The sequence below is a fragment of the Acidimicrobiales bacterium genome, from assembly GCA_034521975.1.
In the GTDB taxonomy this organism is placed as follows: Bacteria; Actinomycetota; Acidimicrobiia; order Acidimicrobiales; family SKKL01; genus SKKL01.
Genome location: JAXHLR010000003.1, coordinates 341,226 through 362,583 on the forward strand (window position 1 = coordinate 341,226; position 21,358 = coordinate 362,583).

Sequence of the window (21,358 nt, forward strand, 5' to 3'; positions counted from 1 at the left end):
TCATCATGGCACGCACCCGTTGCGCGGTGCAGTTGCATCCACCTACAGTGCGGTCGTACGAACACGAGGGGGCGTCGAGGCGACGTCGAGGGGGCAGCGAACGATGGCGTGGGACTTCTCCACCGAGCCCGAGTTCCAGGAGAAGCTGGACTGGGTGGCCGACTTCTGCAAGAACGAGATCGAGCCGCTCGACCTGGTCTTCCCCGGGGCCGCGCGCTCGCGGGATCCCAAGATGCGGGCACTGACCGATCCGCTCAAGCAGCAGGTGAAGGACCAGGGCCTCTGGGCGCTGTTCCTCGACGAGGACCTGGGCGGTCCCGGGTTCGGGCAGCTCAAGCTGGCGCTGATCAACGAGATCCTCGGCCGCTACGGCTCGGCCCCGTCGATCTTCGGCACCGCCGCGCCCGACACGGGGAACATGGAGCTGCTCGCTGCCTACGGCACCGAGGAGCAGAAGCAGCGGTGGCTGTACCCGCTCATGAACCAGGAGATGCGCTCGGCCTACTCGATGACCGAGCCCCAGGGCGGCTCCGATCCCGACCTGTTCGTCACGACCGCCGAGCGCGACGGCGACGAGTGGGTGATCAACGGCGAGAAGTGGTTCACCAGCGCCGGGCGGGCCGCCGACATCCTCTTCGTCATGTGCAAGAACGGCATCTTCATCGTGCCCCGGGAGACTCCCGGCGTGGAGTTCATGCCCAACAGCCCACTGGCGCACAACCACATCCGCTACGACAACGTCCGCGTGCCCCTCGACCACCTGCTCGGGCCCGAGAACGCGGGCAAGGTGCTGGCCCAGCGGCGTCTCGGCGGCGGCCGCATCCACCACGCCATGCGGTCGATCGCGCAGTGCCACCGGGCCTTCGACATGATGTGCGAGCGGGCGCTCAGCCGCGAAGCGCATGGCAAGGTGATCGGCGACCACCAGATGGTCCAGGAGGCGATCGCCGACTCCTACGCCCAGATCAAGATGCTGCGGCTGCTGATCCTCGAGACGGCGTGGGTCATCGACAACTCGAGCACCCAGGAGGCCCGCACCCAGATCGCGGCCACCAAGTACACCGCGGCCAAGGTGCTTCGCGAGGTCACCTACCGGGCGATCCACATCATGGGCTCGCTCGGGGTCACCAACCTCACGCCGTTGCAGGCCCAGTGGGCCAACGCCCCCACCATGTCGGTGATGGACGGCGTCGACGAGGTCCACAAGGTCACCGTCGCCCGCAACGTGTTGAAGGACTACCGGCCCCACGAGGGCCTCTGGCCGACCGAGTACATCCCACACAAGCGCGAGCGGGCCATGGAGAAATACGAGGCTCTCTTCGAGAAGGAGCCCGAGTACCGAGAGCTCTCCGAACGGATGGTCCGGCGAGCAGCGTTCATCGGGGGGTAGCGCCGGCACGTCACCCGCGGGCTCCGCCGGCCCGCGGGTGGCGTCTGCCGCGCCCGCAGTGCGGCGGTCGGTGGCGGCCTTTGTTACTGTCTGGTCCGATCGAGCGGGCGCCGGATGCCGGTGGGCCGTGAGATCGTCTACTGTGGCCCAGGTCATCGCCGATGAGAGACCCCGCCATCGGCTGGTGACGAGCAGGGGAGGCAGCTACGACCAGCCAGCTGTCGGCGAGGAGCGCACGGGCAATATGACAGACACACCGGTCACCTCGACCCGGACCGCACTCGGGGTCAGCAACGTCGAGGTCGTCTACAACGAGGTCGTCCTGGTCCTGCGAGGGGTGAGCCTCTCGGTGCCGGAGGGCCAGATCGTGGCCATCCTCGGTGCCAACGGCGCGGGCAAGACCACCTTGTTGCGGGCCATCACCGGCCTGCTCGACGTCCATCACGGGCGGATCACCAAGGGCACCATCTCGCTGTTCGGGGACGACATCACCCGGGCCGCCGCCGCCGCACGGGTGAAGGCGGGACTCGCCCAGGTCATGGAGGGCCGCCGCATCTTCGCCGAGCTCACCGTCGACGAGAACCTCCGCACCGGGGCGATGGCGGCCCGCGATCGGTCCGCCATCGAGTCGAGCCGCGAGCGGGTACTCGAGCTGTTTCCCCTTCTCGCCGACCGGCTGCGCTCCACCGCCGGCTACCTGTCGGGTGGCGAGCAGCAGATGCTCGCCATCGGACGGGCGCTCATGGCCTCGCCCGACCTGTTGCTGCTCGACGAGCCCAGCCTCGGGCTCGCTCCCAAGATCGTCGACCAGATCCGCGACATCATCCTGCACGTCAACGAGCAGGGCACCTCGGTGCTGCTGGTCGAGCAGAACGCCACCATGGCTCTGCGGATCGCCCACCACGGCTACGTCCTCGAACACGGACGGGTGGTGAAGGATGGGCCCGGACAGGAGTTGCTCGCCGACAAGGACATCCGCGAGTTCTACCTCGGCGCCGGTGAGTCCGGCCGACGCTCGTTCCGCGACGTCAAGACCTACCGCCGGAGGAAGTCATGGGGGTCGTGAGCCACGCTCCGGACACCACCGCCACCACCGAGCCGGACACCGACCAGAGGGTCCTGTTGCAGGTGCGGGACCTCACCCTGCGCTTCGGTGGGGTGACCGCGCTCTCCGATGTGAGCTTCGACGTGCTCGACGGTGAGCTCTTCGCGGTGATCGGTCCCAACGGGGCGGGCAAGACATCGATCTTCAACTGCCTCTCGGCGGTCTATGAGCCCCAGCGGGGAACCATCCTGCTCGACGGTGTCGAGCTGGTCGGCCAGAAGCCCCAGCACACGGCTCGGCTGGGTGTCGGCCGTACGTTCCAGAACCTCGGGTTGTTCGAGCACCTCGACGTCGTCGACAACCTCTTGCTCGGACGTCACCACCTGATGCGGACCGGGTTCGTATCCGGCGCGCTCTGGTGGGGACGCGCCAAGCGCGACGAGCTTCGTCACCGCGCCGCGGTCGAGGAGATCATCGACCTCCTCGAGCTCACGCCGTTCCGAAGGTCGTCCGCCGGGCTGTTGCCCTACGGCATCCAGAAGCGCATCGAGCTCGGTCGGGCCCTGGCCATGGAACCCAAGGTGCTGCTGCTCGACGAGCCGGTGGCGGGCATGAACCACGAGGAGACCGAGGATATGGCCCGCTACATCCTCGACATCCGTCGACGCCTGGGGCTCTCCATGATCCTGGTCGAACACGACATGCCCTTCGTGATGGACATCGCCGACCGGGTCATGGCCCTCGACTTCGGCAGCGCGCTCGTGACCGGCACCCCCGACGCAGTCCAGAACGACCCGCAAGTGATCGAGGCCTACCTGGGAGGAAGCGAATGAGTGTGCTCGACACGGCCCCATCGACTCCTTCGAGCGGTGCTCCCACCGCGTCAACGCTGCCGGGGCACCTGCAGGCGCGTGCCGCCGCCGAGCCCGCCCGCACGGCGCTGCGCAAGAAGCACCTCGGGCTGTGGCGGTCCTACACCTGGACCGAGTACGCCGATCGGGCCGCTGCGGTCGGCATGGGTCTGCGAGCGCTCGGCGTCGAGCCCGGCGATCGCGTCGCGATCCACAGCAACAACCGCCCGGCCTGGGTCATCGCCGACATGGGGATCCAGGGGGTGGGCGCGATCTCGGTCGGCATCTACCCGACCAGCCCCGAATCCGAGGTCGAGTACCTGCTGTCGCACTCGGGATCGGTCGTGCTCATCGCCGAGGACGAGGAACAGGTCGACAAGGTGCTCGCCGCGCGCGAGAAGCTGACCGACCTCCGCAAGGTGGTCGTCAAGGACCCGCGCGGGCTCGACATGTCCGACGACTGGCTGATGACACTCGACGACCTCGAGGCGATGGGCGCTGGCCAGCAGGACGACTTCACCGCTGCGGTCACCGCGCTCGATCCGGGGCAGTGCGCCATCATCGTCTACACCTCGGGCACCACGGGCCCACCCAAGGGTGCGATGATCAGCCACGACAACCTCATGGCCGCTGCACGCGGCACCGGCACCGCCTTCGAGGTCAGCGAGGACGACGAGGTGCTGTCCTACCTGCCGCTGTGCCACATCGCCGAGCGGCTGATCTCGGTGGTCAACGCGGTCACCAACGGGTACGTCGTCAACTTCGGGGAGAACACCGAGACCTTCGCCCAGGACCTGGCCGAGGTGCAGCCGACGTTCTTCCTCGGGGTTCCCCGGGTGTGGGAGAAGCTCATGGCGCTCATCCAGATCAAGATGGGCGACGCCGGGTGGCTCAAGCGCAAGAACTACGACATGTGGATGTCGGTCGGTGCCCGCATCGCCCGCCGCCGCTGGACCAGCAAGAAGCTCGCCTGGACCGACGGCGTCCTCTACTTCCTCGGCTGGATCTTCCTCTACCGGAGCCTCCGCTCCAAGATCGGCATGAGTCGCGTGCGCGGGGCACTGTCCGGTGCGGCGCCGATCTCGTCGCAGGTGCTCGAGTTCTTCTGGGCGATGGGGGTGCCGGTCCGTGAGGCCTACGGACAGACCGAGAACACCGCCCAGGCCACGATCATCCCCGACGGCGACGTGCGCATCGGCATGGTCGGGACCCCGGTTCCCGAGTGCGAGCTGCGCATCGCCGACGACGGTGAGATCCTCACCCGCGGACCGGGCACCTTCCTCGGCTACTACCGCAACCCCGAGGCCACCGCCGAGACCATCGATTCCGAGGGTTGGTTGCACACCGGCGACATCGGTGAGCTCGACGAGGACGGGTTCCTCCGCATCACCGATCGCAAGAAGGACATCATCATCACCGCCGGCGGCAAGAACATCAGCCCGTCCGAGATCGAGAACAAGCTGAAGACCTCGCCCTATGTGCGCGAAGCGATCGTCATCGGCGATCAGCGCAAGTACCTCACCGCCCTCATCGGCATCGAGCTCGACACCGTCGGCGACTGGGCGACCCGTCGACGCATCCCCTTCACCACCTACCACGACCTCACCACCAAGCCCGAGGTGAAGGAGCTCATCGCCGACTGGGTCGAGAAGGTGAACGCCGAGCTCGCCCAGGTCGAGACGATCAAGGCGTTCGACCTGTTGCCCAAGGAGCTCGACCAGGAGGATGGTGAGGTGACCGCCACCCAGAAGGTGAAGCGCCGGGCGATCGAGACCGACTTCTCCGAGCTGATCGAGGGCATGTACCGGTGAGCGCCCTCGCGCCAGTGTTGGCGGTGACCGGGACCGATCTGGTCCAGAACCTCATCGGTGGACTCGCGCTCGGATCGAAGTACGCGCTGATCGCGCTCGGCTTCGTTGTGGTGTTCCGGGCCACCGGGGTGATCAACTTCGCCAACGGGGCCTTCGTTCTGGTGGGGGCCTACATGACCTACCAGTTCTTCCAGACCTGGGAGCTCAACTTCTACCTGTCGATCGTCCTGTCGATGGTGTTCGGGTTCCTCCTGGGCATCGTCCTCGAGGCGATCGTGCTGCGACGCCTCGTGGGCGAGGCGCCCTTCACCGTGATCATGGTGACCATCGGCCTGTTGTTCATCATCGACAACCTCGTCACGGCCGTCTGGGGGGCCGCCAACCTCGATCTCGGCGACCCCTGGACCGGTAGCGTGGTCGAGGCCGGCGGGATCCAGATCCCACACCGCGACCTGTGGGCCATGGGCTTCACCGGTGTGGTCCTCTGCGGGTTCCTGCTGTTCTTCCGCTACTCGTCGATGGGCCTGGCCATGCGGGCCACCGCCATGGATCCCGAGGCGGCACTCGCCCAGGGGATCAGCGCCCGGACCGTCTACCGGGTCACCTGGGGCATCGCCGGATTGGTCGCGGCCCTGGCCGGCACCACCTTCGCCACCGGGACCGGCAGCCTCCAACCGGGACTGGGTCTTCTGGCGCTCGCCGCGTTCCCTGCCATGATCCTCGGCGGTATGGACTCGCCGCTCGGGGCGGTCCTCGGTGGGATCATCATCGGGCTGGTCCAACAGCTCACCCAGCTGCTGGCCCCCGAGTACATGGAGTGGGCCGGTCGCAGCCCCGAGATCGTGGTGCCCTACGTGGTGATGATCATCATCTTGATGGTGCGCCCCTACGGCCTGTTCGGGACACCCGAGGTGAGGAGGGTCTGATGCGAGCTGTCCTCGCCCCGTTCGGTCGGGGTCCGTCGGGCGGGCGTCCCTCCCGGAACCTGGTGCTCGACTATCGCGACGACCTGCGGATCTTCCCCGACCGGTGGGCGCGCATCGGACTCGTCCTGTTGGCGTTCCTCTACCTCTGGCTCCCCAGCCAGCAGGTGAGCGACGCGGGGCTGCGCACCCTGTCCACCATCGGTATCTTCGCCATCGGGGCGATCGGGCTCAACCTGCTCACCGGCTACACGGGCCAGGTCAGCCTCGGCCACGCGTTCTTCATCGGGGTCGGCAGCTACACCGCCGCGTACCTGGGTGCGGAACTGGGTTGGCCGTTCCTGGTGTATGTGCCGGCGGCCGCGCTCATCGGGGTCGGGCTCGGCGTGGTCATCGGCCCCTTCGCCCTGCGGCTGCGGGGTCACTATCTGGTCATCGTCACCCTCGGTCTCATCTTCCTGGGGCGCCACATCTTCAACAACTGGACCAGCGTCACCGGCGGCAACCGTGGCACCCAGATCCGCGGTGCCGACATGTCGATCGGACCGCTCGACTTCAGCGGGCTCGAGCTGTTCGGCACCACCTACAGCCGCGAGCAGAGCATGTTCTTCCTGGTGTGGGCGCTGGTGGCGCTCACTGCGCTGTTGGCCAAGAACCTGGTGCGTAGCCGGATGGGTCGTGCGATGCAGGCGGTACGCGACCGCGACCTGTCGGCCGAGATCATCGGCGTCGACCTCGCCCGCACCAAGGTCGGCGCCTTCGCCTGGTCGAGCGCGTTCGCGTGTGTCGCCGGGGTGCTCAGCGCGCTCCAGATCCGCTTCGCCGGTGCCGACGACTTCGGCCTGTTCCTGTCGATCACCTATGTGGCGATCATCATCATCGGCGGGGTCGGCACGATCTTCGGGGCCATCGTCGGTTCGATCTTCGTGGTCGGCTCCGAGGAGCTGATCAACCAGAACAGCCGCTCGGACTGGCTCGGCCCGCTCGTGAGCACCGGCCCCACCGACGCCGGCTGGCTGAGCGTCGGCGAGCTCAACGCGATCCTCTTCGGTGCCTTCATCGTCGGGTTCCTGCTCTTCGAACCCCGAGGCCTGGCCGCGCTGTGGTTCAGGGCCAAAGCCTGGTTCCTCACCTGGCCGTTCTCGTACTGATCCGTTTCACCCGTTCCCAACCCCAACACCCATGATGACCATGGAGGGAGACACATGATGCAGAAGCGATGGAGGCGGCTCTTGGCCGTGTTCCTGGCGTCGATGCTGGTGCTCGGCGCCTGTGGCGGCCGCGACGACGATGACGGCGACGCGGCACCGCCCGACGACGACACCCCGACCGACACCGCCGACAACGGTGACGACACCGACGACACCGATGACACCGACGACACCGAGCCGCCGGGAGACCCCGAGCCGGCACCGGGGTTCGACGGCGAGACCATCCGGCTCGGCGTGCTGACCCCGACGTCGGGGACGGTTGCGGTCATCGGCAACCCGCTCACCGCCGGCAACCAGGCCTATGTCGACTACCTGAACGAGGAGCTCGGTGGGATCGCCGGGCAGTACCCGGTCGAGCTGGTCGTCGAGGACTCGGCCTATGACCCCACGACCGCGGGTCAGCGCTACGCCGCCATCAGCGACGACGTCGTGGCGTTCGTCCAGATCCTCGGCACGCCGGTGGTCAACGCCCTACTCCCCGATCTCATCGAGGACAACGTCATCGCCGGCCCCGCGTCGCTCGACTCGGCGTGGATCCGCGAGCCCAACCTCATGCCGATCGGTGGCCCCTACCAGGTGCAGGCGATCAACGCCGTCGACTGGTACTTCAGCCAGCCCGAGAACGAGGGTCAGGTGCTGTGCACCCTGGCGTCGGACGACGAGTACGGCGACACCGGTGTCGCCGGTGTCGAGTTCGCGGCCGACAACCTCGGCATCGACATCGCCGTCCAGGCCGAGTACCCGGCCCCGTCGCCGACCCGTCCCGCCCAGACCTTCGAGTCCCAGATCGGCCAGCTGGAGGGCGGGGACTGCGACGTGATCTTCTTCGTCGCCACCCCGACCGACACGGCGCCGCTGAACACGGTGCTCACCGAGAACACCGACTACAACCCGACGGTGCTGGGTCAGTCCCCCAGCTGGCTGGGTCTCTTCGCCGGGTTCGAATACCTCCAGGAGAACTTCTTCCTCGCCTCCGAGGGCACGAACTACGGCGACGAGTCGGTTCCGGGCATGGCCGAGCTGGTGAGGATCAAGGAGACCTACGCTCCCGAGCAGGAGCCCGACCTGTACTTCAACTTCGGGTACCTGCAGGCCATGGCGATGCACCAGATCCTCGAGGAAGCGGTCGCTCGAGGCGACCTGTCCCGTGACGGCATGGTGGACGCGATGGAGAACGTCGGCACCCTGTCCTTCGACGGGGTGTTCGGCGACTACGAGTACGGTCCTGCCGACGAGCGCCAGCCGCCGACCAGCTCGTCGTTCTTCCGGCCGGACCCCGATTCGCCGATGGGCCTCGACCTGGTCGAGCGTGACTACGAGGCCGACTACGTCGGGGACTTCACCTTCGAGTGAGGCATCCGACGTGGCGTGACCCATCGGGTTGCTGCCCGAGCTGATCGGTCCGACGAGGGGCGGGGTGCTGTTGGCGCTCCGTCCCCTCGTCGCGTTCGGGCTCAGGCCGAGCGGCGGGCCTCGGTGCGGAGGCGGCGGCGCAGGCGCACCACGTGACGCAGGTACCGGGCGGCTTCGCGCACCGAACCGTTGCTCTCGCCGGCGCCGCGTCGGGCGAAGGCGAACCCGACCTCGGCGCGGCGCAGGTGCGGGTGGGTGACGAGGATCTCGAGCAGGATCTTGAACCCGGTGGGGTTGAGGGCGGTGGGATCGAGGGCACGGGTGCGCACGGCGAAGAACCCACTGAGCGGGTCGGAGCAGGTGCCGATGCGCGAGCGGAGGAGCACCACCGCGACCCTGCCGAACACCCATGACACGAAGCTGCGGAGCGGTCCCAGCCCCTCGTTGATGCTGTCCCAGTTCTTGCGGCTGGCCACGATGAGGTCGACGTCGTCGGTGGCGACCTGCATGATCTTGTCGATGACCTCGGGTGGGTGCTGGAGATCGCCGTCCATGACACACATCCACGGTGACTCGACCTGATCGAGACCGGCGACGACCGCCCCCGAGAGTCCTCCCTGTCGGTGCCCCAAGGGTCGGTGGAGCAGCTCGACCTTGCCCGGAGCGTCGGCGGCCGCCAGGGCGATGACCTCAGCGGTGTCGTCGTCGCTGTCGTCGACGAAGACCACCTTGTCGACCGCAGGCATGCGGGCGAGGAGGGGCTCGACGTTCTCGGCCTCGTTGCGCGTCGGCACGACGACCGTCAGCGGCCAGGGTCCGGACGGTGTGGTCATGGGTCGTCGTGCTTCCGGTTCGCTCCCACGGTGCTGGAGACGGTAGTGCCCGTCGGCCTGGCCCGGGGAGTTGGTGGCTTCGGGGTCAGCTCTTGACCAGCCGTTCGATGGCACGGGTGGCCTCGGTGATCATGGCGTCGGCGGTGGCGGCATCCTCGTCGCGGGTGGCGTTGGCCACGCAGTGACGGATGTGCTCGTCGAGCAGGCCGAGCGCCACGCCTTCGAGCGCCCTGGTGGTGGCACTGACCTGGGTCAGGACGTCGATGCAGTAGGTGTCCTCCTCGATCATGCGTTGCAACCCGCGGACCTGGCCCTCGATCCGCCGCAATCGGCGGAGGTAGTCGTCCTTACTGATCGTGTAGCCGCGCATGCGTGTTCCTCCCGTGGTCTCGCCCCCTGGTCTTGCATTATACCCCGGTAGGGTATATCACAGGAAGGGCGGAAGGAGGCCAAGCTGTGTCGACGACATCCGGAGACGTGAGCGGACAGACCACCGACGACGAGCGGATCGACCTCAACGTCGAGGGCATGACGTGTGGATCCTGTGCCGCTCGCGTCCAGCGGGCGCTCGAGCGTCAGGCGGGTGTGGGCTCGGCCGACGTCAACTTCGCCACCGGCAAGGCACGGGTCACCGCGGTCGACGCCATCGATCTCGACCAGCTGCACGACGCCATCGAGAAGGCGGGCTACCACGTCGTGTCGGAGACACCTGGGCACGACGGGTCGGTCACGGGCGACCTCGACGGTGTACCGGCCGACGAGGCCCAGCAGCGTCAGCTGTGGGGCAAGCGGGTGGCGTGGGCGCTGCCGGCCGCGCTGTTCATGGTCGCCACCATGGTCTATGACCTCGTCGACGACCAGGCCATGCACCAGGCGTGGTTGCGCTGGTCGATGCTGGCGGTGGCGACCCCGGTCCAGTTCTGGGTGGGGTGGCCGTACCTCACCGGAGCGGTCCGACGCGCCCGCCACCTGACGGCGAACATGGACACCCTCATCGCCATGGGGACCCTGTCGGCGTACCTGTTCAGTCTCCGCGAGCTCGCGGTCGGCGGCCACGACCTCTACTTCGAGGCCGCGGTCGTCATCATCACCTTCATCAGCCTCGGTCGCTATCTCGAAGCACGGGCCAAGGGGCGGGCCGGTCAGGCCATCCGCGCCCTGCTGGAGATGGGTGCCAAGGAAGCCAGGGTGGTGCGCGACGGGCGTGAACTCATGGTGCCGGTCGACCAGGTCGTGGTCGGCGACGTCGTGCGGGTGCGGCCGGGTGAGAAGGTCCCGGTCGATGGTGTGGTGACCGACGGAGCGAGCGCGGTCGACGAGTCGATGCTCACCGGCGAGTCGGTCCCGGTCGACAAGCTCCCGGGAGCGACCGTCGCCGGCGCCACCATCAACACCTCCGGCGTGCTCACCATCGAGGCGACGGCGGTCGGGAGCGAGACCGCGCTCGCCCAGATCGTGCGACTGGTGGAGGAGGCCCAGACCGGCAAGTCCGGTGCTCAGCGTCTGGCGGATCGCATCTCGGCGGTGTTCGTCCCGACGGTGCTCGGCCTCGGACTGCTGACCTTCGGGTTCTGGGGCGTGGTTCGCGGCGACGTGGCCGACGGGATCACCGCGTCGGTGGCGGTGCTCATCATCGCCTGTCCCTGCGCCCTTGGTCTGGCGACACCCATGGCCGTCATGGTCGGTACCGGCCGAGGGGCCCAGCTCGGCATCCTCATCAAGTCGGTCGAGGTCCTGGAGCAGACACGACGGGTCACCATGGTCGTCTTCGACAAGACCGGAACCCTCACCCGGGGAGAGATGACCCTCACCGACGTGGTCCCGGCCCCGGGTTGCGACGAGCGCGACCTCCTCCTGCGAGCGGGAGCGGTCGAGGCCGACAGCGAGCATCCGATCGGCCAGGCCATCGCCGCCGGGGCCCGCGAGCGGATCGGGGCGCTGCCGGTCGTCGCCGAGCTCGAGGCGCTCGCTGGCCACGGCATCCGCGCGGCCGTCGGCGACGCCACCGTGCTGGTCGGCCGGCGCAGCCTGCTCCTCGACGCCGGCATGGCGCTCCCCTCCGCGCTCGAGGCCGCCGCCGACGAGCTCGAAGGCGAGGGCCGCACCGCCGTGTTCGCCGGGTGGGACGGTGAGGTTCGTGGGGTGCTCGCGGTGGCGGACACCCTCAAGGACGGTGCGGTCGCAACGGTCGACCAGCTCCACGCCCTGGGGCTCGAGGTGGCGATGATCACCGGTGACAACGCCCGCACCGCCCAGGCGATCGCCGACTCGGTCGGCATCGACCGGGTGCTCGCCGAGGTGCTGCCCGAGGACAAGCAGGCCGAGGTCGCCCGGCTCCAGGCGGACGGTCACGTGGTGGCCATGGTGGGCGACGGGGTCAACGACGCGCCGGCGCTGGTCCAGGCCGACCTCGGCATCGCCATCGGCACCGGCACCGATGTGGCCATCGAGTCGTCCGACCTGACCCTGATGCGCGGCGACCTCGAAGGTGTGGTCACCGCGATCGCACTGTCGCGCCGCACCTACCGCACCATCGTGGCGAACCTGTTCTGGGCCTTCGGCTACAACACCCTGGCGATCCCGGTGGCTGCCGCCGGTCTGCTCGATCCCATGATCGCCGGTGCCGCGATGGCGTTCTCGTCGGTCAGCGTGGTGGCGAACTCGTTGCGTCTACGCCGCTTCCGGCCCCGGTAGCCGCCGCTCACCCGGTCGTCGGGGCGGCCTTGCGTGCCGCGTCGTCGGGCTCCTTGGGCAGTCCGAGGGCACGTTCGCCGACGATGTTGCGCTGCACCTCGGCGGTGCCGCCCCAGATGGTGCCAGAACGGGCCCCGAGGAACATGCCCATCCACTCGTTCTGGCGGTAGCCCTCCCCGTCGGGACGGATCAGCGAATCCATCCCGGCGACGTCCATCGCGATCTCGCCGAAGCGGCGGGCGTACTCGGACCACAGCATCTTGCCGATGGAGGCCTCGGGCCCGGGTTCGAGACCGGCGGCCGCCAGTTCGTTCATCCGTTCGGCCTGGTAGCGGATGATCTCGATCTTGGTGTAGGCCCAGGCGAGCTGCTGGCGCACCGTCGGATCGGTGAGCTTGCCGTTCTCGCGGGCCTCATCGACCACCCGCTGCCAGCTGCGCATGAACCCGACGTGGCGGTTGCTCCCGCCGCGCCGCTCGTTGCCCAGGGTGGTGTTGGCCACCCGCCACCCGTTGTTCACACCTCCGATCACGTTGAACAGCGGGGCCCGGGCGCCGTCGATGAACACCTCGCTGAACCCGCTGCCGCCGGTCATCTGTCGCAGGGTCCTGATGTCGAAGCCGTTGTCGGCCATGGGGATCAGGATGTAGGAGATCCCCTGGTGCTTGGGTGCATCGGGGTCGGTGCGGGCGAGGCAGAACATCATGGTGGCGAACTGCGCCCCGGAGGTCCATACCTTCTGGCCGGTGACGGTCACCTCGTCGCCGTCGATCACGCCACGGGTCTGCAACCCGGCCAGGTCGGATCCGGCGCCGGGCTCGGAGAAGCCCTGGCAGTACCGGTCGGTGCCGTCGAGGATGCGGGGCAGGAACGCCTGCTTCTGCTCGTCGGTGCCGTGCACGATGATCGCGGGCGACACCAGCGACTCGCCCATACCGCGGGTGACCCGCGGGTACCCGGCCGCCGCGAACTCGTCGGCCACGATCGCGTTCTGGAAGCTGTCGAGGCCGCGGCCGCCGTACTCCTCGGGCCAGTGCGAGCAGATCCAGCGCCCCTCCAGCAGGCGCGTTTCCCACTCCTGCTTCTCGGGCGAGCGGCCGCCGCCCCACATCATCGGCGAGATCCCGCGAACCTCGTCCATGCCGTGTTGGTCGAGCCAGTCGCGCACCTCGCGGCGCAGCTGTTCGTCAGAGCCAGTGTCGACACCCATCGTCTTCCCCCCGGAGACTCGCTGAGCTCGGTCGCACAGTTCTAGCACCCGAACGCGGTGTCGGTGCAGCCCAGATGTTCCTGGGAATCCCCCTCGGGTGTCAGTAAGGTGTGAGGTGATCATCGATCTGTCAGTATCACCAGCACCCGACCCCGAGGCTGCGACCATGGCAACGGAGAAGGCGGCGGCGAACATCGACCACGGTCCCTCGGTCACCCCCCCGGGTCGGCGTCTTCGTCCCAGCGACCGCCGGGCGGAGATCGTCAAGGCCGCGAGAGGCGTCTTCCTCGAGACCGGCTACGCGGGTGCGGGCCTGGCCGAGGTGGCCGCCGCCGGCCACATCTCCCGCGGGTCGATCTACCGCTACTTCCCCAACGGAAGGGTCGACCTGTTCGTCGCCGTCACCGAGGATCTGATCGACGAGCTGCACGGCCGGTTGCGCTACGCCGCGAGCGTGCCGTTCTCTGCGGTCAGGCGCATGGAGCACCTCATCGCCTCGATGTTCGCGTTCTTCCAGGAGGAGCCTGACGCCTACCGCTTCTTGTTCCGCGACGTCTGGGCGTCGGGCGAGCCGGCCGTCGAGGCGACCGCGGCTGCCGCTCGTGGTCTGCTGAGCTCTGAGATCGCCGGTCTGGTCGCCGAGACCGGTGCCGGTGGAGAGGAGCTCACCGCGAGCAGCAGCGGCATCCTCGGTTGCGTGCTGGCGAACATCGAGCTTGCGCTCGGTGGCGAGGTCGATCCCGGAGGTCGCGTGGTCGGTGAGCTGCCACTTCGCCACCGCCGCGTTCGACCGGACCTGACCGACACCCTGGTCAGGTGTCGTCCACCAGGCGCAGTGACGGTATCCGTGGTTCCTCGACGGCTCGCATGGTGAACGGGATGACGGTGGAGACGACCCGACCGGCGGTGGGTTCGTCGACGATCGTGAGCTCGCCACCCATGAACACCGCCAGCGACCTCAGCGTGGTGAGGATCGGGATCGAGGGGTCGATGCGGCTGCCGTTGTCGGTGATCTCGAGATGGATGGCTTCGTGATCAGCGGTCACCGCGATGTGGACCGCCGTGGCCCCGGCCGTCCAGAGCGCGTCGAGCGTGGCCTCCTGAGCGATCCGGAGCACGACCGCCTCGGTGGTCCAGTCGAGGGTGAGCTCTGGGTCGATGTCGACCTGGAGGTCGGGTCGTGGACCGTCACCGCACAGGTTCTCGAGGTAGGCCCTCATCGGCACCGCGAGTCGCCGGGCCTCGGCATGTCCTGGCTCGAGCGGCTTGATCGCTTCGGCGATGCGCCGGAAGCCGTCGGCCCGCTGGCCGAGGTCTCGACGGAGCCGCTCGACGGCGAAGCTCACCGCGCCGGGGGTGTCGGTCTCGGCCGTGTGGTCGATCGCGGAGGTGAACGAGGCCATGGCGGTGTACAGGGAGGCGGCCTGTCGGTGGAGGTGGGTGGCGGCCCGGTGCCGGTCGAGGTCGATGTGTGCCATCACCTCGGACAGGAGTCGCCCACGCTGTGCGGCACTCTGCTCGACCAGTTCGTGGAGCCGGATGGCTTCGCGGGCTGCGAGCAGGTGGCGCACGCTCGAGAGCGCGAGCAGCCCCAGGCCCGCCACGAGCGCGGTGGCGGGAACCCAGTCGACGTCGCGTTGTGACCAGGCGATGGCGGCGGTGATGGGGATCGAGCCGAGCACCACCATGGCGATGACCGAGCTCCGACGGACCTGTCCGCCGACCGGGAGTCGTTCGAGCCCCGGCGAGGCGTCCTTGGTCGTGAAGGCGAAGAAGATCAGTGCCGCCGCCAAGGCAACGGCGTGCGAGGCGAGGAACGGTCCTGCGGGCAGCTCGAAGTCGTGCACCCCGAGCACCACCTGGGCGGTCGAGCTGAGGATCACCGCGGCGCCGAAGGCGATCCCCAGATCGGCGACCAGGCGGTGACCCGGAGCCACGAGTGTCCGGATGACCAGGGCCACCAGGGTGCCGTGGCAGGCCAGGACCGCCCACATCGCGGCCGAGACGCTGAACCACGGGACCGGTGAGGTCAGGATCGTGTTCCCGAACGCCAGCCCGAAGGGAACGCTCACGGCGACGGTGGCCATGACGAGGTCGACGGCATCGACCAGCGCCGCCCGCTGGCCCGATCGGGCCCGCAGCATCAAGGTGTTGGCCACGAGGAGCAGACCGAGTGCGATGAGCACCGGGATCAGCGCCCGCACCATGCTTGGGGGCGGGGTGTCGGGCCCGATCCTGGCGAACGCGTTCGCCACCACGACGAGACCGACACCGATGGTCCCGGCCCACAGGAAGCGCACGACTCGGTCCTTGGCCGGAGCTCGGACGGCGGCTACGGCGGCGAGCAGTGCCCCCGGTCCGAGCATCGCCAGGTGCAGCCCGAACATGGCCCGGAGGTACTGATGCGACGGGAGGGGTGCCCACAGTCCCACGACAACGAGGGGAACGCCGAGCGCGGCGTAGGCGATCACCGCATGCCGGACCGCCGCGGGGAACACGAAACGCCGGCCTGCTGGTGGTGGAGCGGCGTCGTCCCGCTCGATGGGTGGTGGGGGCGTGTCGGTCCCGGTGACACGTCCCAACACGGGTGCCTGATCGGCCATGGTCCCCTCCCGGATGTCGCTCCAGGGTACTCGGCTCGTTCGCGTGATCAAGGGGCCACCCAGGGTGTCTCGCTCGGTCCTCACGCCGTGCCGGTGCTCACCTGGTTCTTGCCCGAGTGCTTGGCCTCGTACATGGCGCGGTCGGCGACCCGTACCAGTGCGTCGACATCGTCGATGCTGGTGACCGGTCCTCAGCTCGAGGGTCGTTCGAAGCTGACGAGGGTGGGCAGCAACGCCTCGCCCACATAGAGGTGTGGCCCCACCCGGTGCAGGCCGGCCGCGTCGAACCACCGCTCGTAGGTCGAGGTCCGTCGCCACCGGAAGTGCTCGGTGTCGCCCACGATGTCGTCGTCGGTGGTGTAGGTCTCGATCAGTGCCACCCCGCCCAGGTTCTCGGCGATGGCCCCGAGACCCCGCTGCACCTCGCGATCGGATGCGTAGCCGAGCACGTCGACACAGGCGATCAGATCGAAGGGGCCCTCCCACTCGGGCAGCACCCGGTCGAGGTCGCCGAGGCGCCCCAAGCGCAGATTGCGGCGGGAACCGAACCGGTCGACGGCGTAGCGGCTCGGATCCACGCCGAGGTAGGTGGCAGCCGAGCGCCGGCGGGCCAGCGCCGGTTGCCACTCGCCCTCCCCGCAGCCGACGTCGAGCACCGAGCGCACCGGGCGCTCGAGCAGGTACTCGGTGGCGGCGATGGCGTAGTCGACCTTGCGGCGGAGGCGGGCCGGCGAGCCGAACCCCTCGGCTCGGTACCAGTGGTCGAAGTAGTCGCGGCCGAAGCGCTCCTCCTCGGGACGTGGACGCGGCCGCACCCGTCCGTCCTCGACCGTGTGGCCCTCGGCGATGAGCTTGCGGGCGTGCGTGAGCTCCAGACCGGGGACCAGGCGGCCTGTGCTCGTCACGACCCGCCACCACGGGTACCGGCCGTCGCTTCCTGCCAGCACCCGGCCCACCGCTCGGGCCCGACGGGGAAAGCCGGCCTCGTCGGCCACCTCGCCGTAGGTGACCAGATCGCCGGGCTCGAGTCCTCGGAGCACCCGGTCGACCGCCTCCTCGAAGCTCTCCCGCTCGGCCACGACACCACTGTTGCAGGACGACGTCGAGCGCGCTCCTCCCACTCCGGATGGTCGACTTCGGGGGACCTCCTCGACAGATGGCCGTCATCTTGGCTGCATCATCGTCTAGCGTGCTGGTGGCAACCGCGCTGTCGACGACGATCCTGGAGGGTGGCAATGGATATGCGCAAGGTGACCTCGATCGTTTCGATCGTGCTCGGCTCGATCTTCATCGTGGCGGGGCTGGCGACGATCGTGCTGGTCACCGTCGAGCTCGATGAGCAGAACATCACGATCCCCGACGACGGTTGTCTGGGCGGCTGGGACGTGCGGGGTCCGTTCACCGCCTGGTGCCAGGCCGACATCATCGACAAGCACGCCCTCGAATCCACCGGTGGCCTCACCTATGCCGAGCTCGACCGCGAAGATCCCCTCCGCGACACGGCGATGAACGCCTCGTTCCTACGGGCGTCGCTGTTCACCTCGATCGTGGCCTACGGCGTGGCGGCGATGGCGGTGGCCATGGGCATCGTCTTCATCCTCATCGGCCTTGGCATCAAGGACGTCCATCGCCATCTCGACCGCCTGGGCCTGCTCCACGGCGGGTCCGGCGGCGACACCGGAAACGAGACCCCCACCGCCGCGGCCAGCCCCGCTCCCGACGCGTCGGCCGTGCCGCCGAGCGACGAGGAGACCTGAGCGCCCCGGACTTCGCCCCCCGCCCACGGCATCAGTGTGTGGTGAGCTCCAACCGCACCGTGGAACGGACGTCGGTGGCAGACGCGGCGATGACCAGGTCGTAGTGGCCCGGGTCGATCGTCCAGTCGCCGGCGACGTCGTCCCACCGGCGGAACGCCTCTGGCCCGAACACCAGCTCCACCGTCGTCGTGGTGCCTGCCGGCACCACCGACTTGGCCCAGGTGCGCAGCGCCTTCACCTCACGTTCAACGGGTGGGTCCACCGGCGCCACGTACCCTTGCACCACCACCGTGGCGTCCCGCGCCGCACCGGCGGTGACCGGCACCGACACCGACACCGATCCACCCGGCTCGATCGCCGCCGCCGACACTGACGGCTCGTCCCACTGCGCCTCTCCGTAGGACAGCCCGTGGCCGAAGGGGAACAGCGGTTCGATGCTGCTGCTGCGGTCGTGACCCCGGTAGCCCATGTGCAGCCCCTCGCCGTAGCGCTGCACCCCGTCGACCGGCGCGTAGTGCTCCCACGCCGGGGAATCCTCCAACCGGTGGGGGAACGTGACCGGCAGTCGCCCGCCCGGGTCGGCCTGGCCGACGAGGATGTCGGCCACGGCCCCGGCCATCTCCATGCCGCCGTAGAACGGGAGCACCACCGCCTCGACCTCGTCGACCCACGGCATCGCCACCGGCGCCCCGGCGTTCACCACCACCACCGTGCGGTCACACACCGACGCCACCGCGCCGACCAGTTCGTCCTGGCGGCCGGGCAGGTCGATGGTGGTGCGATCGTGACCCTCGGTCTCCCACTCCTCGCTGGTGCCCACCACCACGACCGCCGCGTCGGCCGACTCCGCGGTCTGCACCGCCCGGTCGAACATGGTCTCGTCCACCGGAGGTCGCACTCCGAGGCGAACCGCGGCGAACGGTCCACCCATCTCGAGCTCGAGTTCGACCGGGATCGGTGTGCCGGCGGTGGCCTCGACGGTCCTCATCTGTTCGGAGGAGCCCATCCCGTAGAACGCCTCGCCTTCGGGCAGCCGCTCGCCCGCTCGGGCCAGCTCGACCCCGCCGATCCGACAACCCGGATTGCCGCTGGCGATCAGGCCGAACTCGTGCGGGCCCGACACCTCAGGGACATAGGCGCCCCGAACCGAGAGCAGACACGGGGTGACGACCCCGTCGGGCATCGACCCGAACCAGCGGATGAGACCGTTGGTACGCCTCGTGTACTGCACCGCACCGTCGCGCCCGGTGCCCTCGTGGATCGTCAGGTCGAGCCCCGGCTCGCCGGCGGAGCCGATGAAGCGGTCGAGCGGTGCCAGCGGGGTTCCCTTGTCGATGGTCACGCCGCGCTCGTGCGCCAGGTCGGGGAAGCGGCCGCGCAGCGCCTCGAGGATCGACTGGTGGGGAAGCGGCCGCAGCGCCGAGCTGCCCCCGCCCTGGATGCGGGTGTCGGCCGCGTTGGGACCGATGACCGCGACCGACAGGCCGGTCCCGGCCTCGAGCGGCAGCGCCCCGTCGACGTTTCGGGCCAGCACCGTGCCCGCCACCGCCACCCGGCGACACAGCGCCCGCTCGTCGGCATCGTCGACCGACTCCTCGGGGTCGTCGGCGCATCGTTCGTCGGCATGGGTGCGCTCGATGAGGCCCAGCACGTCGGCCACCAGCCCGTCGACGGTGGTCTCGTCGACCTCGCCCCGCTCCACCGCGCCGACCAGCTGGTCGCCGTAGATCCGTGGTGGACCGGGCATCTCGATCGAGAGCCCACCCGTGGCCGACCCCACCGTGTCGTGGGCGCCGTACCAGTCCGACATCACCACGCCATCGAATCCCCACTCGTCGCGGAGGATGCCGCGCAGCAGCCCGGCGTTGGCCGCGCAGAACTCACCGCCGAGCTGGTTGTAGGCCGACATGACCGCCCACGCACCGGCCTCCCGGACGCACGCCTCGAAGGGCACCAGGTACAGCTCCCGCAGGACACGCCGGTCGACCTCGACGTTGACCGTGTGGCGCTCGACCTCGGTGTCGTTGGCCACGAAGTGCTTCACCGTGGCCGCCACTCCGTGGGACTGCACCCCGCGCACGTATCCGACTGCGAGCCGGGCGGTCAGGGTGGGATCCTCCGAGTAGTACTCGAAGGTTCGTCCACCGACCGGTGACCGGTGCAGGTTCACCGCCGGGGCCAGCAGCACGTGTGAGGTACGCCGCCGGGTCTCTCGACCGAGCAGGTCGCCGACCTCGCCGATCAGCCCCGGGTCCCAGGTGGCCCCCTGGGCGATGCCGACCGGGACCAGCACTCCGGGCGTCGACTCACCCACGCTGCCTTCGCCTCGGGCGCCGTTGGGGCCGTCGGTCATCTTCACCGCGGGAACGCCCACCCGCTCGATCGCCGGGGTCCGCCAGTTGCTCGCTCCCGCCACCAGCGCGCACTTCTCGGCCAGGGTCAGGCGTTCGAGCCACTCGGTCCCGTTGCTCATGCGGGCGAAGCTACTTCGCGAGTTGGTGGCGAACGAGAGGCGCGCGCGTCGAGGAGGGCCACGACGATCAGGTGAGCTTGGCGGCGATCGACCCCGACATCCGCAGCGCCGCGCCGTCGCTGGTGGCGGCCCACTGGGAAAGCCCCGGCTTGGCTGCCTCGGCCTCGGCGACGAGGTCTCGGTACAGGCGCAGTCGGGGTACGCCACTGGCCTGCCACAGGTGGTTGCCCCACGCTCCGGGGATCGAGTTGACCTCGCACAGCACGACCTGATCGCCGCCGTCCCAGAGGAAGTCGATGCGGGGCGCCCCGGACAGGTCGAGCACCGGCACCAGGGCCCGCGCGTGGGACCGGATCGTCTCGGCGATGGTGTCGGGGATGTCGGCGGGCAGCTCGCGGGGAGCGGCGTCCATGCCCTGCCCGCCGGTGAGGTACTTCCCCGTGTAGTCATAGACCGTGTCGTCGGCCCGCAGGGGCCTCTCGATCTCGGAGAGCTCGAGGGTGGGATGGGTGCGCACCGAGATGTTGAGGTCGATCCACCCCTTCAGGAACGGTTGCACCACCATCCCCGCCCGTCCGGCGCCGGTGCGCCCGAGCGCCCGGACCGTGTCGAGGTCCTCGACCCCTGCCTCCACACCGATCGAGCTGCCTCCGAACCGGGGCTTGGCCACCCACGGCGTGGGAGGCAGCTCGGTGGTGGCGTCGTCGGTCACCGCTGCGGTGTCGATGGTGGGGATCCCAGCGGCTCGGGCCGCGGCGGCCGAGGCCACCTTGTCCATGGCGAGGGCGGCGGTCTGAGGCCGGGGGCCGGTGACCTTCAGCCCGGCCAACATGAGCATGCCGGCCAGCGTTCCATCCTCGCCCGGTCCACCGTGGCAGCAGTTGAGCACCACGTCGACGCCGATGGGCGTGTCGCGGAGCCGTTTGGGCTCGACGAAGCCCCCCGGGACCCGCAGCTCGAGATCGACGCTGCCGTCGATCGACGGTTCGAGGAACGCTGCGGCCTCGGTGGTTGCCCGCACCTGCTTCCACTGGCCGGCCTTGGTCCAGTAGAGGCAGACGACCTCTGCGCCGTCGTCGTGGAGGGCGCGGGCGGCCTGCAGTCCGGTGAGGATGCTGATGTCGTGTTCGGGGGACGGCCCACCGAACACGACTCCGATCGTGGTCATGAAGTCGATGCTACCGGCGCCCGGGAAGTGCCCCCG

The 21,358-nt window shown here is 69.1% G+C and carries 17 protein-coding genes; 10 read left to right on the top strand and 7 right to left on the bottom strand.

Annotated elements, in window-relative coordinates; translation table 11 throughout:
• The first annotated feature begins 103 nt into the window (after window positions 1-103).
• The 7 genes from U5K29_03775 (at window position 104) to U5K29_03805 (ending at window position 8,584) form a co-directional block, all read left to right on the top strand.
• On the top strand, window positions 104-1,390 hold the full coding sequence (locus U5K29_03775; protein MDZ7677653.1) for an acyl-CoA dehydrogenase family protein: 1,287 nt from the start codon (window positions 104-106) through the stop codon (window positions 1,388-1,390).
• Window positions 1,391-1,634: 244 nt separating this feature from the next.
• Complete coding sequence (locus tag U5K29_03780; protein MDZ7677654.1) at window positions 1,635-2,456, top strand: ABC transporter ATP-binding protein; 822 nt, start codon at window positions 1,635-1,637, stop codon at window positions 2,454-2,456.
• Window positions 2,453-3,268, top strand: coding sequence for an ABC transporter ATP-binding protein (locus U5K29_03785; GenBank protein ID MDZ7677655.1), 816 nt, complete (start codon window positions 2,453-2,455; stop codon window positions 3,266-3,268). The genes U5K29_03780 and U5K29_03785 overlap by 4 nt, the downstream gene beginning before the upstream one ends.
• Window positions 3,265-5,097 (top strand): AMP-binding protein, encoded by a 1,833-nt coding sequence (locus U5K29_03790; GenBank protein MDZ7677656.1) that lies wholly within the window; start codon window positions 3,265-3,267, stop codon window positions 5,095-5,097. Before U5K29_03785 ends, U5K29_03790 begins: the two co-directional genes overlap by 4 nt.
• On the top strand, window positions 5,094-6,023 hold the full coding sequence (locus U5K29_03795; protein MDZ7677657.1) for a branched-chain amino acid ABC transporter permease: 930 nt from the start codon (window positions 5,094-5,096) through the stop codon (window positions 6,021-6,023). The genes U5K29_03790 and U5K29_03795 overlap by 4 nt, the downstream gene beginning before the upstream one ends.
• Entirely contained in the window at window positions 6,023-7,171 is a 1,149-nt protein-coding gene (locus tag U5K29_03800; protein MDZ7677658.1) for a branched-chain amino acid ABC transporter permease, read from the top strand. Before U5K29_03795 ends, U5K29_03800 begins: the two co-directional genes overlap by 1 nt.
• A 54-nt stretch (window positions 7,172-7,225) precedes the next feature.
• Window positions 7,226-8,584 (top strand): ABC transporter substrate-binding protein, encoded by a 1,359-nt coding sequence (locus U5K29_03805; GenBank protein ID MDZ7677659.1) that lies wholly within the window; start codon window positions 7,226-7,228, stop codon window positions 8,582-8,584.
• Between the two features lie 101 nt (window positions 8,585-8,685).
• Here the strand turns inward: U5K29_03805 and U5K29_03810 are convergent, their stop codons facing one another.
• Window positions 8,686-9,417, bottom strand: coding sequence for a glycosyltransferase (locus tag U5K29_03810; protein ID MDZ7677660.1), 732 nt, complete (start codon window positions 9,415-9,417; stop codon window positions 8,686-8,688).
• Window positions 9,418-9,502: 85 nt separating this feature from the next.
• A complete protein-coding gene (locus tag U5K29_03815) occupies window positions 9,503-9,787 on the bottom strand; it encodes a metal-sensitive transcriptional regulator (GenBank protein MDZ7677661.1) in 285 nt (94 codons plus the stop codon).
• An 86-nt stretch (window positions 9,788-9,873) separates the two neighbouring features.
• Between U5K29_03815 and U5K29_03820 the strand changes: the two genes are divergently transcribed.
• Window positions 9,874-12,111 carry a heavy metal translocating P-type ATPase gene (locus U5K29_03820; GenBank protein ID MDZ7677662.1) on the top strand — a complete coding sequence of 746 codons (2,238 nt, stop codon included), beginning with the start codon at window positions 9,874-9,876 and terminating at the stop codon, window positions 12,109-12,111.
• Window positions 12,112-12,118: 7 nt separating this feature from the next.
• On the opposite strand, the gene U5K29_03825 is transcribed toward U5K29_03820, so the two are convergent.
• The gene (locus U5K29_03825; GenBank protein ID MDZ7677663.1) at window positions 12,119-13,321 is read right to left on the bottom strand and encodes an acyl-CoA dehydrogenase family protein; all 1,203 of its coding nucleotides are present in this window, start codon (window positions 13,319-13,321) and stop codon (window positions 12,119-12,121) included.
• 166 nt (window positions 13,322-13,487) lie between these two features.
• Here U5K29_03825 and U5K29_03830 point away from each other — a divergent pair, with 166 nt between their 5' ends.
• Window positions 13,488-14,195: a TetR/AcrR family transcriptional regulator gene (locus U5K29_03830; protein MDZ7677664.1), complete on the top strand. Its 708-nt coding sequence runs from the start codon at window positions 13,488-13,490 to the stop codon at window positions 14,193-14,195.
• Here U5K29_03830 and U5K29_03835 read toward each other — a convergent pair.
• Together U5K29_03835 and U5K29_03840 are read right to left on the bottom strand one after the other, a co-directional pair.
• Window positions 14,134-15,924, bottom strand: coding sequence for a hypothetical protein (locus U5K29_03835; GenBank protein ID MDZ7677665.1), 1,791 nt, complete (start codon window positions 15,922-15,924; stop codon window positions 14,134-14,136). The genes U5K29_03830 and U5K29_03835 overlap by 62 nt on opposite strands.
• A 191-nt stretch (window positions 15,925-16,115) precedes the next feature.
• On the bottom strand, window positions 16,116-17,003 hold the full coding sequence (locus tag U5K29_03840; protein ID MDZ7677666.1) for an MGMT family protein: 888 nt from the start codon (window positions 17,001-17,003) through the stop codon (window positions 16,116-16,118).
• Window positions 17,004-17,159: 156 nt separating this feature from the next.
• Between U5K29_03840 and U5K29_03845 the strand changes: the two genes are divergently transcribed.
• Window positions 17,160-17,681: a hypothetical protein gene (locus U5K29_03845; protein MDZ7677667.1), complete on the top strand. Its 522-nt coding sequence runs from the start codon at window positions 17,160-17,162 to the stop codon at window positions 17,679-17,681.
• A 31-nt stretch (window positions 17,682-17,712) separates the two neighbouring features.
• Here the strand turns inward: U5K29_03845 and U5K29_03850 are convergent, their stop codons facing one another.
• Together U5K29_03850 and U5K29_03855 are read right to left on the bottom strand one after the other, a co-directional pair.
• Window positions 17,713-20,154: a glycoside hydrolase family 3 C-terminal domain-containing protein gene (locus U5K29_03850; GenBank protein ID MDZ7677668.1), complete on the bottom strand. Its 2,442-nt coding sequence runs from the start codon at window positions 20,152-20,154 to the stop codon at window positions 17,713-17,715.
• Between the two features lie 67 nt (window positions 20,155-20,221).
• Window positions 20,222-21,322 carry a hypothetical protein gene (locus U5K29_03855; protein MDZ7677669.1) on the bottom strand — a complete coding sequence of 367 codons (1,101 nt, stop codon included), beginning with the start codon at window positions 21,320-21,322 and terminating at the stop codon, window positions 20,222-20,224.
• Window positions 21,323-21,358 lie beyond the last annotated feature (36 nt).

What these genes read in the sequence shown, in the direction of transcription:
- U5K29_03790 (MDZ7677656.1), top strand. Translation starts at nt 3,265, where the DNA reads ATGAGTGTGCTCGACACGGCCCCATCGACTCCTTCGAGCGGTGCTCCC.
- U5K29_03805 (MDZ7677659.1), top strand. Translation starts at nt 7,226, where the DNA reads ATGATGCAGAAGCGATGGAGGCGGCTCTTGGCCGTGTTCCTGGCGTCG.
- U5K29_03780 (MDZ7677654.1), top strand. Translation starts at nt 1,635, where the DNA reads ATGACAGACACACCGGTCACCTCGACCCGGACCGCACTCGGGGTCAGC.
- U5K29_03815 (MDZ7677661.1), bottom strand. Translation starts at nt 9,787, where the DNA reads ATGCGCGGCTACACGATCAGTAAGGACGACTACCTCCGCCGATTGCGG.
- U5K29_03845 (MDZ7677667.1), top strand. Translation starts at nt 17,160, where the DNA reads ATGGATATGCGCAAGGTGACCTCGATCGTTTCGATCGTGCTCGGCTCG.
- U5K29_03850 (MDZ7677668.1), bottom strand. Translation starts at nt 20,154, where the DNA reads ATGAGCAACGGGACCGAGTGGCTCGAACGCCTGACCCTGGCCGAGAAG.
- U5K29_03855 (MDZ7677669.1), bottom strand. Translation starts at nt 21,322, where the DNA reads ATGACCACGATCGGAGTCGTGTTCGGTGGGCCGTCCCCCGAACACGAC.
- U5K29_03775 (MDZ7677653.1), top strand. Translation starts at nt 104, where the DNA reads ATGGCGTGGGACTTCTCCACCGAGCCCGAGTTCCAGGAGAAGCTGGAC.
- U5K29_03825 (MDZ7677663.1), bottom strand. Translation starts at nt 13,321, where the DNA reads ATGGGTGTCGACACTGGCTCTGACGAACAGCTGCGCCGCGAGGTGCGC.
- U5K29_03800 (MDZ7677658.1), top strand. Translation starts at nt 6,023, where the DNA reads ATGCGAGCTGTCCTCGCCCCGTTCGGTCGGGGTCCGTCGGGCGGGCGT.
- U5K29_03830 (MDZ7677664.1), top strand. Translation starts at nt 13,488, where the DNA reads ATGGCAACGGAGAAGGCGGCGGCGAACATCGACCACGGTCCCTCGGTC.
- U5K29_03810 (MDZ7677660.1), bottom strand. Translation starts at nt 9,417, where the DNA reads ATGACCACACCGTCCGGACCCTGGCCGCTGACGGTCGTCGTGCCGACG.
- U5K29_03835 (MDZ7677665.1), bottom strand. Translation starts at nt 15,924, where the DNA reads ATGGCCGATCAGGCACCCGTGTTGGGACGTGTCACCGGGACCGACACG.